Source organism: Treponema pallidum subsp. pallidum str. Nichols, assembly GCF_000410535.2.
Taxonomy (GTDB): domain Bacteria; phylum Spirochaetota; class Spirochaetia; order Treponematales; family Treponemataceae; genus Treponema; species Treponema pallidum.
Genome location: NC_021490.2, coordinates 1016768 through 1030157, shown reverse-complemented (window position 1 = coordinate 1030157; position 13390 = coordinate 1016768). Strand labels below are relative to the sequence as shown.

12 protein-coding genes and 1 tRNA gene are annotated in these 13390 nt (G+C 52.4%); 10 read left to right on the top strand and 3 right to left on the bottom strand.

Annotation, left to right across the window (positions count from 1 at the left end; all coding sequences use genetic code 11):
- Nucleotides 1–36: 36 nt before the first annotated feature.
- Nucleotides 37–705, bottom strand: coding sequence for a 16S rRNA (guanine(527)-N(7))-methyltransferase RsmG (gene rsmG / locus TPANIC_RS04655; protein ID WP_010882389.1), 669 nt, complete (start codon nucleotides 703–705; stop codon nucleotides 37–39).
- A gap of 151 nt (nucleotides 706–856) precedes the next feature.
- Between rsmG and rpe the strand changes: the two genes are divergently transcribed.
- The 9 genes from rpe to TPANIC_RS04610 all read left to right on the top strand — a co-directional run bounded on the left by rpe (nucleotide 857) and on the right by TPANIC_RS04610 (nucleotide 10937).
- Complete coding sequence (gene rpe, locus TPANIC_RS04650; RefSeq protein ID WP_010882388.1) at nucleotides 857–1513, top strand: ribulose-phosphate 3-epimerase; 657 nt, start codon at nucleotides 857–859, stop codon at nucleotides 1511–1513.
- Nucleotides 1514–1683: 170 nt separating this feature from the next.
- Nucleotides 1684–2856: a hypothetical protein gene (locus tag TPANIC_RS04645; protein ID WP_010882387.1), complete on the top strand. Its 1173-nt coding sequence runs from the start codon at nucleotides 1684–1686 to the stop codon at nucleotides 2854–2856.
- 48 nt (nucleotides 2857–2904) lie between these two features.
- Entirely contained in the window at nucleotides 2905–3351 is a 447-nt protein-coding gene (gene fliS, locus TPANIC_RS04640; protein ID WP_010882386.1) for a flagellar export chaperone FliS, read from the top strand.
- A 5-nt stretch (nucleotides 3352–3356) separates the two neighbouring features.
- Nucleotides 3357–3821, top strand: a complete 465-nt coding sequence (locus TPANIC_RS04635) for a hypothetical protein (protein ID WP_010882385.1) — start codon at nucleotides 3357–3359, stop codon at nucleotides 3819–3821.
- Between the two features lie 76 nt (nucleotides 3822–3897).
- Nucleotides 3898–4416, top strand: a complete 519-nt coding sequence (locus TPANIC_RS04630) for a hypothetical protein (RefSeq protein ID WP_010882384.1) — start codon at nucleotides 3898–3900, stop codon at nucleotides 4414–4416.
- A 194-nt stretch (nucleotides 4417–4610) separates the two neighbouring features.
- Nucleotides 4611–8165, top strand: coding sequence for a pyruvate:ferredoxin (flavodoxin) oxidoreductase (gene nifJ, locus TPANIC_RS04625; RefSeq protein ID WP_010882382.1), 3555 nt, complete (start codon nucleotides 4611–4613; stop codon nucleotides 8163–8165).
- Nucleotides 8166–8349: 184 nt separating this feature from the next.
- On the top strand, nucleotides 8350–9060 hold the full coding sequence (locus tag TPANIC_RS04620) for a hypothetical protein (RefSeq protein WP_014505655.1): 711 nt from the start codon (nucleotides 8350–8352) through the stop codon (nucleotides 9058–9060).
- A complete protein-coding gene (locus TPANIC_RS04615) occupies nucleotides 9057–9692 on the top strand; it encodes a metallophosphoesterase family protein (RefSeq protein ID WP_010882380.1) in 636 nt (211 codons plus the stop codon). Before TPANIC_RS04620 ends, TPANIC_RS04615 begins: the two co-directional genes overlap by 4 nt.
- A 171-nt stretch (nucleotides 9693–9863) precedes the next feature.
- Entirely contained in the window at nucleotides 9864–10937 is a 1074-nt protein-coding gene (locus TPANIC_RS04610; RefSeq protein ID WP_010882379.1) for a transporter associated domain-containing protein, read from the top strand.
- Between the two features lie 9 nt (nucleotides 10938–10946).
- On the opposite strand, the gene TPANIC_RS04605 is transcribed toward TPANIC_RS04610, so the two are convergent.
- A tRNA-Val gene (locus TPANIC_RS04605) sits at nucleotides 10947–11020 on the bottom strand.
- 110 nt (nucleotides 11021–11130) lie between these two features.
- Between TPANIC_RS04605 and TPANIC_RS04600 the strand changes: the two genes are divergently transcribed.
- Nucleotides 11131–12069, top strand: a complete 939-nt coding sequence (locus TPANIC_RS04600; RefSeq protein WP_010882378.1) for an alpha/beta hydrolase — start codon at nucleotides 11131–11133, stop codon at nucleotides 12067–12069.
- Here TPANIC_RS04600 and TPANIC_RS04595 read toward each other — a convergent pair.
- Nucleotides 12062–13285 carry a dicarboxylate/amino acid:cation symporter gene (locus TPANIC_RS04595; RefSeq protein WP_010882377.1) on the bottom strand — a complete coding sequence of 408 codons (1224 nt, stop codon included), beginning with the start codon at nucleotides 13283–13285 and terminating at the stop codon, nucleotides 12062–12064. The two genes, TPANIC_RS04600 and TPANIC_RS04595, sit on opposite strands and share 8 nt — an antisense overlap.
- Between the last annotated feature and the right edge of the window lie 105 nt (nucleotides 13286–13390).

The window sequence follows — 13390 nt, the reverse complement described above, 5'->3', positions numbered from 1 at the left end:
CCGTTTGTATGTTCTCCTCTCTGCTGTGCTCCTGTGTCACTGGGGAGGCGCTGCGCAGGGTGTGTGTATGGCAACGAGGTGCCGTGCTTCGTGGAGGAAGGGAACATGGAGGGGGAAGACAGAGCAAGACTGTGGGAGGAAATCACGCGTTTCCTGTTCGATGAGTTTTCTCTTCCCTTTGTACGCGAGTATTACGCCGCCAGGGCGCAGTTTGTTCAGGAGCATATATACCGTTGGGTGGTTGAGGGGACACAGAGCGCGAAAGGTGATTGCGTCATACGTGTAGGGAGTGAGGTCGTGCGCGTCCGCATGCACGATACGAAGGTGGGGGAGCGCCAGACGCGCGCAGGCATTTTCAAGGAATGCTATGCGTTTCTCACGCCGCTCGATGAGCGTCAGTTCTGTTTCTGGTGCATACAACGCGAGTGCGCAGGCAAGCGGGATCCCTGGCAAGCCCGCGCCAGATCCGATGTCGGCGATAGCGCGCGCGTTGGTGAAATGTGGCCAGGCGCTGAGGCTGTCTAATAGGTGGTGTGTGATAAGTTCCTCTGTGTGTGTTACATGCACCAGGTGTGCGCGCGTGTTAAAGAGAATAAGTTCTTCCAAATACTGTTTCAGGAGAGCGCAAAGAGCAGGTGCGGTGCGCGCGTCCGTTAGGTGTGCTACGCCTTCTGCAAGGAGCGCGTGTTGGCTCGGAGTCACCATGACGGGGTCAGCCTACCCGCGGGAAGGATATTTTTCTATCGGTTTAGGCGCAAATAAAACAGGATAAGCAGGACACTGTCTTGAATGTTTGGGGTTGTTCACGCCAGTATCCATATTTACAGGTGCTCGATTTGTTTGCTAGCATGGACCTATGGAGCGGTCTTTTACATTGGCACCTTCACTATTAAGTGCAGATTTCTCTGCGCTCGATAGGGCGCTGGTGTATTTGGAAGCGCACGGCGCACAGTGGGTGCACCTGGATGTTATGGATGGGCACTTTGTGCCAAACCTGACGTTTGGTGCTCCGGTGCTGCGTTGTTTGCGTAGCAAAACGCACCTGCCGTTTGATGTTCACCTGATGGTCAGTAGGCCTGCCGACCTCATTGAGGATTTTGTGCAGGCGGGCGCGGACTTCTTAACTTTTCACATAGAGGCGGAGGTGCATGCACACCGGCTTATCCATGCCATTCGTGGTCGGGGAGTGAAGGTGGGTATTAGCCTCGTGCCGTCTACTCCTGTTGCTGCGCTCAGTGAAGTGCTGCCCTTCGTGGACCTAGTGCTGGTAATGACGGTTAATCCTGGTTTTAGCGGACAGCAGATGATTGCCCATTGCCTTTCTAAAGTGTCAGCACTTGTGCAGATGCGCACCGAACGGGGGTATTCGTACATGATCTCGGTTGATGGGGGCATCGACTGTCGCACGTTGCCGCAGGCGCTTGACGCTGGTGCGGATGTGATAGTGTCAGGCTCTGCTTTTTTTTCCGGTACCTTGAGGTCTCTTCTCTGCAAGGACAGCTCAGGGGCGTAAGGTGTTCAGGTGTAAGGAGACCCTGTCGCTCATAGGGTACTAGAGCGCTTGTTTTTCTGCGGGGATACTGCTTCTTGCTATGCATAGGGGTTAGTTTTTGCTGCGTGGTGCTTGCACGCGACAGTGGTTGTTCGTGCAAGTTATGGTAATGTTTGTAAAGCAGAGCACTTATGGCGTTGTCAGTACTGGATCGAGCGAAGAGGAAGTTTGCGCAGGAAAAGTATGGCGAGGTGATCAAACTGCTTGAGCCTTGCGTGTTGGATTATCACGAATCCTTTGTCTTTCATTTATACCTGGGGCTTGCGTGTTTGCATGAGGGAATAGTAACCGGTGCGGTTTCGTATTTGGGTCGCGCGCGGCAGATTAAGATGTCGCATCCGACGCTGTTGTGTGCGGAGGCAGCGCTGGCACTCAAGCGGCGTGATACGAACCGTGCGGTTGAACGTTATATCGCGGTGCTCGATGCGGATCCCAAACATCGGCTTGCTCAGAAGGGTCTGAACGCGCTGAAAGCGCACCATACGCCTGAGTCGCTTGCTGGTTTTATTCAAAGTGGAAAGGTTAAGGCTTTGTATCCACGCCCTGGGGTTGCCGAATATCGGCGCCGATCTGTAGTGTGCGCGGTAGGGGTGGGATGCCTGTGTACCCTGTTAGTCGGCGCGTTGGGTATAGCAGGATTGCGTGTGTGGCACTCAGGTTTGTGGAGGGGGACTGCGCGGACTTCGCGTGCAGACGTATCGTTTTTAACGCTCACGAAGGAGGAGTACGCACGGCCGCTTGAAGGCAGCGGTTCATACCGGTATACGCTGAGTAAGCAGGATGTTTTGCAGTCGTACGCCAACGCGCAAAAATACTTTCAGACGTTCAAGGACAATGCAGCACAGGTGGAAATAAATAAGCTGCTTGCTTCCAATGCGTCGCATTCGATTAAACGCCGGGCACGTATGCTCATGGACTATTTTGCGCTTCCGACCTTTGATACGTTTCCCGACGAAGATAATTATCCATATGTGCAGGTGCGTGAGCAAAAGGGGCTATACCTGGATTGCTGGGTGGTGTGGCAAGGGATGGCGGCGAACGTCAAACGGACGGAGCGGAGTGTGAGTTTTAATCTGCTTGTTGGGTATGACCGACTGACAAAGCTTGAGGGGATTGTGCCGGTATTTTGTAATTTTGTGGTTTCCGTAGACCCGCAAAAACCAATTCGGGTGCTGGGGAAGGTGCAGATGCGGGGGGATATCCTGTATTTAAAGGCGCGGAGTGTTTTTCAGAGTGTACACTCCCAGTCTGGCACGGTATCAGGGGATAGGCAGGGGGCTGCGGCGGTACTTAAGGCGGGTTAGTGTTGTGGTCGATATTGGCGCTATTGTTTTGCTACGATGGAGGCTGCTATGGCGTATGAGGATCCCGCGCTGAGTGCGTATCGACAGGTGGATGTGAAGACGGCGAGTCAGGGTGAGCTTATTTTGCTGTTGTACGACGAAGGGATTAAGCAGTTGGGGTGTGCGATTGAGCTTATGGACGTGCAAAAGATTCCCGCCTCTGATATTGAGCGGGTGCACCGTCATATTTTGAAAGCGCAAGAGATAATTACGGAGCTTTCCGTGTCGTTGGACATGGAAGCAGGGGAGAAGATAGCGCAGAACTTGCTTTCTATTTACGCGTATTTCAACCAGCAGCTGTTTCACGCGAATATCCAGAAGCGGGCTGATGAATTGGTGACCGTGCGCGATATGATGAGGCAGTTGCGCGAGGCGTGGTTTCAAATTGTCAGGAGTCCTGCATCCTCCGTTACTTCTGCGTCGCCTGCTTCATATAACGTGAACCTTGCGGGGTAGGGTGCATGGACGGTGCGCGGGTATCAGACGAAGAGGTAGCGCGTCGGGTTGCGACTCTCAAGCGCTTGAAGGCACTGCTGCAGGAGCAGCGGGAAAAGTTTGCGCAGTATTTGGTGGTGTTGCAGCAGCAACAGGTAGCCATTGAGGCGCAGGACGCAGAGACGGTGTTGCGTCATGTGGAACTTGAAGAAGCGTTGCTTGGAGATGTTCAGCGTGTGCAAAAGGCGTTGGCTCCGATGGAACAGCTGTGTCTGCAGCAGGCGTCTGGTGTGCAGGAGCTTGCGCAGTTACGGTGTGATCTGTCTCGAGTACAGGAGCAGGTATATGCGCAGAATGAAAAAAACCGAGCCCTCCTCCGTGCGCAGGTCAGCGATTTGCGCCAGCAGCTCGATGAATTTCGTGCGGCGCGTGGGCTGGTGAGCTATGAGGACGGGGAGGACTCAGGGACGGTAATTGATCTGAGTTTATAAGCGCTTTTGCCAGACCATCTCAGGGGAGGAGGTGCGGCAAGCTGGATTTTTCCAGTCGGTTGTGTGACAATGCGCTGTGGAACCCGCTGTTATTTTGCGTCCCCTTTTGGAAAAAGGTGAGTTAAAGCAGAGTGTGGAGCGTGCGCAACGCGCGCGGTATGTGCTCTATGAGGTACAGGATCAGGGGTTGAACTTTGTTACTGCTTCTGTCCTTGCAGATGTGTCTGCGGTTGAAAAGATGGGGCTTATCCGGAGAACCGGTAAGCTTTTTTCGGATCAGGAGTACTGTGATCTCTTGAACCAAAAGGTATTCACCGTGCATCCGGACATGCGTGGGTCACTAAAAGAGCAAGGGGTGGCTTTTGCGTCTGTAGAAGCGCGCGCGTATGGTCACTGGTATGGCATTTTTGAGGTGGCATTTCCGTGGTTGCCGCTTTCGGTTTTTGAAGATTTCGTCCTCTATCTGCGGGATACAAAAAGTCTGAGCTTGGATGAACAGACGGCAGCGGCGGTGAAGGAGAGTTTTCTTGCGTGTCGTCGCTATTCAGAGCGAGAACTTGATGTGCTTTTTGAACGTGTGCTGTCAGGGGAGTAAGCGCGTGTTCTTTTTTTCTGAACAGGGAGAAGTGATGCTTGTTTTTTGAAAAAAAGCGTGAGTCCCGCGTGCAGCCGATGCACATTCAGGCGGGGTGTGCTACTATAGCCGGGACACGGGGAGATCGAGGCGGATATGGAGCGTGTTTCCCTGCACCCGGTTGCCCTGATACTTTATAGAGAGAGGACGGTCGTATGTCTGAGAAGAACCTCGTCATGATGGATGGTAACACCGCAGTGGGGCACGTTGCTCACGCGCTTAGTGAGGTCATTGCTATCTTCCCTATCACTCCCTCCAGTCCTATGGGAGAAATCGCAGACGAATATTCCGCACGGGGGCGCACAAATATCTGGGGTACCGTTCCCACCGTTGTAGAACTTCAGTCTGAGGCAGGCGCTTCGGGAGCTGTTCATGGCGCACTGACGACGGGGGCGCTCTCTTCTACTTTTACTGCTTCTCAGGGATTGCTGCTTATGATCCCGAATATGTATAAGATCGCAGGGGAGCTTACGAGCGCTGTTTTTCACGTTGCTGCACGCGCTGTCGCCACAAGTTCTCTTTCTATCTTTGGTGATCATCAAGACGTGATGGCGTGCCGCCAGACAGGTTGGGCGCTCCTTGCTTCCAACAGTGTTCAGGAGGCCATGGACACCGCAGTTATTGCTCATGCTGCGACGCTCGAGGCGCGCGTGCCTTTTGTTCATTTTTTTGACGGTTTTAGGACTTCTCATGAGATTCAGAAAATTGAAGAAGTCTCTTATGACGTCATGCGTGCTATGATCGACGACGAACTTGTCCATGCGCACCGCATGCGTGGACTGACTCCCGAAAAGCCAGTGGTCCGCGGCACAGCACAGAATCCTGATGTGTATTTTCAGGTCCGCGAATCAGTGAATAGGTACTATGCGGTTGCGCCCTCCATTGTCCAAAAAGCTATGGACCGCTACGCGGCGCTTACCGGACGCCAGTACCGTCTTTTCGATTACTACGGTGCACCCGATGCAGAGAAGGTGATTGTCATGATTGGCTCCGGCTCTGAGGCCGTTGAAGAGACAGTTGATGTGCTCAATGCTCAGGGAGGAAAGTGTGGTCTAGTCAAGGTGCGCTTGTATCGCCCGTTCAGCGCAGAGTGTTTTGTCAATGCATTGCCCAAAACGGTGCAGGCGATTGCAGTGCTCGATCGAACGAAAGAGCCAGGTTCTCTGGGCGAACCTCTCTATGAGGATGTGCGCACCGCTATCGGCCAGATGCAGAGCCAGAAGAAGTGTCCGTTTACGCATTACCCTCTCGTGCTCGGTGGTCGCTATGGCCTGGGTTCTAAGGAGTTTACGCCCGCGATGGCCAAAGGAGTGTTTGATAACCTCAGTGGGAAGAAGATCCCGAACTTCTCGGTCGGTATAGAGGATGATGTTACGTTCAGCAGCGTAGACTTTGATCCGAACTTTCAGCTTGATGATCAAGATGTGTGTCAGGCGGTGTTCTATGGTCTGGGCTCGGACGGTACAGTAGGCGCGAATAAAAATTCAATTAAGATTATTGGTGAGGCGACGGATAATAACGCGCAGGCTTACTTTGCCTACGATAGCAAGAAGTCTGGTGGTTTTACTATTTCTCATTTGCGTTTTGGAAAGCAGAAGATCCGTAAGCCCTACCTCATTACGCAGGCGGATTTTGTAGCGTGTCATAAGTTTACGTACCTTGAAACCTTTGACATGCTCAAAACGCTCAAGCGTGGAGGGACCTTTTTGCTGAATGCGCCGTACAGTGAGCATGAGGTGTGGCATCACATACCCATAGAAGTCCAGCGTCAGATCATTGAAAAGGAGGTGAAGTTTTACGTCATCGATGCGATTTCTATCGCTCAGAAGGCGGGGATGGGCACACGTATCAATGTGGTGATGCAAACGGCTTTTTTCAAAATTTTTGGTATCTTGCCGGAAGCTGAGGCGATTGACCTGATTAAGAAATTTATACAGAAGGCCTACGGCAAAAAGGGTGGGGAGGTTGTACAGAGGAACATCACCACTATCGATATGGCGCTCGCTGGGGTGGGATTGGTGGAGTATCCGGGAGTTGCCGGTAGTTTGGTGACGCGTCGTCCTGCGATGAGTTCCGATGCTCCGGAGTTTGTGCAAAGCGTGTTAGGTACTATTGCGCTCAATCAGGGGGATAGTCTTGGGGTGAGCGCACTACCAGAGGATGGTACCTATCCTACTGGTACCACGCAGTACGAGAAGCGCTGTATAGCCGAGACTATACCCATTTGGGATCCGTCTGTTTGTATCCAGTGTGGTCAGTGCGCTATGGTGTGTCCTCACGCAGTTATCCGCATGAAAGCGTACGATGGTAAGGAGCTCGAGCATGCGCCTTCTAAGTTTGCTTCCTGTGACTACAAAGGCAAGGAATTTGGGGAGGCGAAGTTTACGATTCAGGTTTCCCCAGAGGACTGCACAGGTTGTGGCCTGTGCGTGCAGCAATGTCCGGCAAAAAATAAGGCTGATCCTACGCGTAAGGCTATCAACATGGAAAGTTTTTCCAAGCACCGTGCGGTGGAGTCTGAGAACTGGGCCTTCTTTGTTAAACTGCCCGATCCTGAGGCGAAGAAGCTCAATTTGAGTCTGCCAAAAGGGGCGTCCATGAAAAGACCTCTTTTTGAGTTCTCTGGTGCCTGCCCAGGCTGCGGGGAGACCCCCTACATCCGCTTGATGACGCAGATTGTTGGGGATCGCGCCATTATCGCGAATGCAACCGGATGTTCTTCGATATATGGGGGAAATTTGCCTACAACCCCCTATACGACGCGTCCTGATGGTCGCGGCCCCGCTTGGTCAAATTCTCTTTTCGAAGACGCAGCAGAGTTTGGCTTCGGAATGCGCGTGACTAGTGACAAACTTGCAGAGTATGCCCGCGAGGTTGGACGCAAGTTGCAGGAAAAAGGGGTGGCGGCTGATCTGTTTGCGAGTATTTTTTCTAACCAGCAGGCGGACGATGTTGCAGTGGAAGAGCAGCGTGCCTACGTTAATCAGCTTAAGAAAGTGCTCAGTGAGAGTACTGAACCCCTTGCAAAGGAAATGCTTTCTCTCGTTGACCACCTTATCAAACGCTCGGTGTGGATTTTTGGGGGAGACGGCTGGGCCTATGATATTGGCTACGGTGGTCTAGATCACGTGTTGGCCTCTGGGCGCAATATTACCGTCCTTGTTATGGATACGGAGGTGTATTCCAACACCGGTGGTCAGATGTCGAAGGCCACGCCTATCGGGGCCGTCGCAAAGTTTGCCGCGGCGGGGAAGGAGATCAGTAAAAAGGATATTGGTTTGATGGCCATGAGCTATGGGTATGTGTACGTGGCACGTGTCGCGATGGGAGCGAACATGAGTCAAGTGGTCAAGGCGTTTAGAGAGGCTGAAAGTTATGATGGTCCATCGCTTATTGTCGCCTACAGCCACTGTATTAGCCACGGGATTGATATGTCCAAGGGCATGATTAATCAGAAAGAGGCCGTCGCGTGTGGTTTGTGGCCGTTGTACCGCTACGATCCCCGTCGCATTGCGGAAGGAAAAAATCCATTTCAGCTTGACAGTAAGGAACCTGATTTTAAGCTTGCGGATTTCATGTACAAAGAAGTTCGGTTCAAGACGCTTAAGAATGCAAATCCCGAGCGAGCTGAAATGCTGCTCAAGCGCGCAGAAGAGAAGGCGCGGAGACAGTGGCAAGAGTACAAGTACCTTGCGGACCGTCCGTTCTAGGGACCGGGCGCGCACGGTGTCTTTCGTGGGCGAGGAGAGCGCTCAGCGTCTCCCCGTGTGCTGAATGAAGTTCTGCAGGGGTTGGAGGGGCGCCCGTGCAGGACAGTTCGCGCGTCTCTTGTGCGTGTGTTGGTGTTCTCTCGGGGCGTGTTCGTGCGTTCGGGAGAGTACGGAGAGGTCTGGAGTGGTACCGATCTCTCCTTCCTCTCAGCAGAAGGTCCTGTTCGTTTTTGGAAAAAAGTACTCAGGTCACGTTTATCTTGTCGATTGCGTCGAGCGGGTGTGCGAGGCCTGGCGCATGCGCGCGCGAGTGGTGGAGTACGGGGATTTGACGCGCCTCTCGGCCTTGCCGCGCATGAAGGTTGTGCTCGAGGCCGTGCATGAAATGCGGCCTGATGCGGTTGTCAGTTTGGGATTGCCTGTAGGAGGTGGTAAGTACTTGCTCGCGGTAAAACGCGAGCGTGCGCAAACGCTTATCGTTTCTCTTTTGCCTGAGGAAGAGGTGCTTCCTATGCAGGCAGGTAGCGATATTCTCGTGGATTTCCAGGTAAAAGAAGATTCTCTAGAAGGAGTGGCGGAGGTTTCAAATACAGAAGCGGAGCTCCAGTCGCTCCTGCGTGCAGCATGTGAAATCGTGCGCAGAAGGGGTGTCGCGCGTCGAGCACATGCAAGTCCTCTGCAGGAGTTCAGAGGGGCATTTGCGAATGTCACTGATTCCCTTCGGGAACAGGGTGTTTTTTCCTCCGACTATGCTATGGAATGCTACGTAGACCCGGAGACGGGTGTGCGTGCCTACAATCATGTGTTGCTGTCAAAACGGGTAGAAACGTTCAGATTTGTGCGTTCGTATGGTGGCAGTCCGGGAAGGAGCGTACACGAAAGGGATAGAATGTGAATACGCTTGAGATGACTGCACCGGGAGTGATAGGGGGTCGGGAGTCGATTGCCTCATTGCATATGCTGTCTTGTGCGCGTTTGTTGCTGGTTTCCGATACGCACGGCAGCGCGGAGGCCTTGACCGCGGTGGTAGATCAGTTTGGTTCTTGTGCAGATGCCCTTCTTTTTGCAGGGGACGGGATTGGGGATGTGTTGTATCTCTGCCAAAGGGGACGACGTAATCGTGTGCTGAGGGAGCGTATTCCAGGTGTTATTTTTATGGTTGCAGGAAATTGTGATCGTGCTTCGCACATACCCTTATGTGGACGTATCCAGGTGGCAGATGTTACGCTCTTTCTAGCGCACGGTCACACCCATTCGGTGAATGTGAGCGATAGTGTGCTCGTTTCCCAAGCACTGCAGGCGTGTTGTAGTATTGCGGTGCATGGACATACCCACGTGCAAAGGGCGTGTGTAAGTAGCCGCGTGCTTATAATCAATCCGGGTAGTCTCGAGCATGCGCGAGGAAGCTCGCACGCAGGATTTGCTCTGTTGCACGTAATGAATAGCGCACACACACGCACGGTGTTCTACCGGACGCGGCGGCAGGGGCATAGATATCTTTTTGAGGAAACGGTGCCACGCGTGTAAACTGTAGGTAGTTCTTGAAAATAACGAAGAGTTGGTTGCATATGTCTTACCCGGCAGTGCGTTGCATGCGAGGTTCACACGGGTATCCAAAACGCGTGGTCGGCTGCTTTGTGCTCGCTGCACTCTCCTTTTGAAAGGCAGCGCGCCTTTTAAAATAGCGTTTGGTGCGAGGTGGAGAAGTGTGAGTCGCAGCCGTATGAAATTTTTATTACAATTGGGTTTGTGGGCCAGCGTATGAAGTGGGATTGGGCAGCGAATATTTTTTCTTTGCTTATGGGGAAAAGCTGGCAGCGGCAACGCGCACGCGCCTCTATGCTGCAGATGTCGTACGCTGATTGTGCTGTGTGTTTCGATCAGGGAATTGGAAGCTACATGGTGCACCGTACCGATATTGTATGGGTCGAGGCGCGCGCACTCCCTTCTCATATTTTCTCGATGATCTCGCAGCATGACGATTACAACTATTTTCCTGTGTGTGCTCGTACGATTGACGCAGTCGTGGGCTATTTTTCTGTGCAACGGTATGTGCGCGTATGTCTTGAAATGGAACGGAGCGCGGGAGCCTCTCGTGAGCAGGATGAGCAAGAGTCTGTTGCAAGCGCATTGCATGTTCACATGGAGGGTCGGCGGCACGCTCATGCAAAAGGACAGGGGGTGTGGATCGCAGATCCGGTGATAGCGCGTATAGTGCAGCAGCCGATTTTTGTACCTGAGGTAATAAGTGTGCGTAAGCTGTTGCATCTTTTTCAACAGATGCAGGCTCAGATGGCGTTTGTAATTGACGAGTACGGAGGGATTGAGGGAATGGTAACGCGTGATGAGTTGATTATGCGTTGCGTTCAGGAGTATGCGCGTGCCGACGGGATCAATAGTGAGGATTGTTTTCAGAACCCTGACGGTAGCTGGATCGTTAGCGGATGGATGAATTTAAACGAAATGTATCGTCTCGGGGTTCTGGCGCGGACGACGCGGCCACACACGGGTGTGCACACGATCGCCGGTTATGTGCTGAGCATACGCAATCGAATCCCGCGTGTAAAAGAACAGTTAAATGCGAACGGATGCCGATTTACTATCTTGAAAATGGACGGTAGGCGCATCGATCGGCTCCTGGTTGAGCGAGAGCACCCCGTCCCCTCTACGAGCGGGGAGGTCCCCTCAAAGGGAGGGGGAAAAGAGACGGGCGACCCGCTATCGTCCCCCCGCTTTGCCAAAAACAGAAAAAATGGGCCAGGTCTGAAATAGAGGAGCTCCTGGGCAATACTGGGATCGAACCAGTGACCCCAAGCGTGTCATGCTTGTACTCTAACCAGCTGAGCTAATTGCCCTAACGAAACCGGGGCCGAGCGTAACGGGAATGCGCCGGACGTGTCAAGCGCTCTTATGGGCGTGAAGCGGTTGCCTGACAGAACCAGTTTCTTTGTGTTACGATAAACGCATGGGACCTTCGCGCGCTCACGTGCACCGAATGGCGAAAAAACTGTTTAAGAAGATGCGCTTTACCCCGCGTACATCGGTTTCTGCCTTGCGTGCGGGGTATGATGACTTTTTTTATATGCCGTATGTGCCCAATGGGGTGGATGTTTCCTGTGAGGTATTGGCTAATATCGAAACAGATGTGTTGAGCCCGCGGTTCCTAATGGTTGGCCATGCAGTGTTGTACGCACATGGTGGATTTTTTATAAGTGGTTCTCCTATGGCTTCTCGTGCGCTCTGTGCATCTTTAGCGGATGAAGTCGGCGCGAAGTTTTATATTCCTGCATATCAGCTTGCGCCCGAGCATCCTTTTCCTGCTGCACTAGAAAATATGTATGATGCGTATGTAGCACTTATTGATCAGAAGAAATTTCGTCCTGAAGATATTATCTTCAGTGGGGATGGAGCAGGTGCAGGGTTGATGCTTGCACTGACGCACTATTTAAAACAGAAGGGGCTGGTGTGTCCGCGCGCTTTGGCGCTTATTTCTCCTTGGGTTGATTTAACTGAGGATCGGTTTGCAGGGGAGGGAGTTAAGAAGAAAGAACTCCTGTTGACGCGCGATATGTTCCGCTACTGTGCGTTGCAGTACACGTACGCGGATAATTTTCGCAATTCACTGGTTTCCCCCCTTTTTGGGAATTTTGGAGATTTCCCTCCGGTGTTTGTGCAATGTGGGGAGCAAGAGTTGTTCCACACAGACGCATGTGCGCTTGCGCAGATACTTGAAGGGGCGGGGGTACAAGTGACCCTAGACGTGTGGCCGGGGATGTGGCACCTGTTTCAGTCGATGGAAAGTGTGTCGCCGTGTGCGCACATAGCGGTTGCGCGTATGGGGGCGTGGGCGCATCGAATGCTGGAGTCTCCTGCTATTGCAGTGCAATCACTAGAGCTCAGATAAAGAAACGCACCGCGCGGTGGCGCACAGTTCCAATTCGTTCTGCGCTTATTGCGGTGCAGATGAGGGCGTTTAGGGTATCCAGCGTTGTGGCGATGCTTCCAACAAAAAATGCAGCAGGGCGGATGACAAGGTATCCGCTTCCAAAACCTCGTCCGTACCACGCGCATATTGACGCAAGCGCAATAAGGACCCCTCCTGTGGGAAAGCGTCCTAAGAAAATGGAGAGAAATGATGCAGCAGTTATAATCCACAGCGCATCGAAGAAGCCGATTCCCAAATGGGAATATGACTTTAATATTAGGGCAAAGCTCATCGTGATTGCGCACGCTGACCCGGCCCTGCCAAAGATCGAAAAGATAGAGAGCAGCACCGTTGCAGTTGTGCGTTGCACCCCTATACTTTCCTCTGCGTGATAGAGCAAGACAGGGAGCGTCGCGTGCACGTTTTGCGAAAAGAACGCCGTGCTCATTGGTGCCAATGCTGCATACAGTACTCGATACGGATTGACTTCAGGGCACATAATTTTAATAAGGGCAGGATAGAGCACGCTGCAGATAAAAATTGCTGTCAGTGTCAGTAGGATTACAAGGTCAGTGAACACCCCAGTAGAAAGGAGTGGTCGAAACCTAAACAGCCAGTGCGCAGAAAGTGCAATAAATCCAATAGACAGCATGTCTACGAAGAAGACCATCACGGTGTGTGCGACGCGCGTTAGTGACTCAAAAAGCGCGAGTACGGGTTTTGCCGCGACATGATCGACTGCGCAGCCGGCGCCGACGAAACTGGCAAATACGCAGAGAGGGAGAAGATAATCACCATTTGTGAATACTTCAAAACTACTTGCAGGGAACAATTGCAAAAAAAAGGTGCGGATTTGAAACCCTGGATTCTGCGGCGTGCCGGTGGCAAAAATGGGAATACGCGCAGGTCGGTACACGAGTACCGAGAATAGTCCTACCAAAGAAAGGCTAAATGCGGTGGCAACACATGCACCTATGCTGATAAGGGTAGTACGCAGGAGTAGGCGTTCTCGACGCATCTCAAAAATACTGACACTGAATCCAAAAAAAATAACTGGATAAAGCATGTAACTCCCAGCGGATACAACCAATTCTGAAATGGTCTGCATGAGCGGCGCGCTGAGCGTTTCTGGGATAGTGTAGGCTACCAGTGCACCAATGCAACTGCCGACAAAAAATTTGAGCCAAATTTTCATGCGGCGGAGTGTAAGTTAATCACTAAAAGGCTGTCAACGAGATGGCCTTTCCCCACCGTTTGCGATCTTCTTTGAAAAAGCATTGACAATAGATTGTTCCCCGAG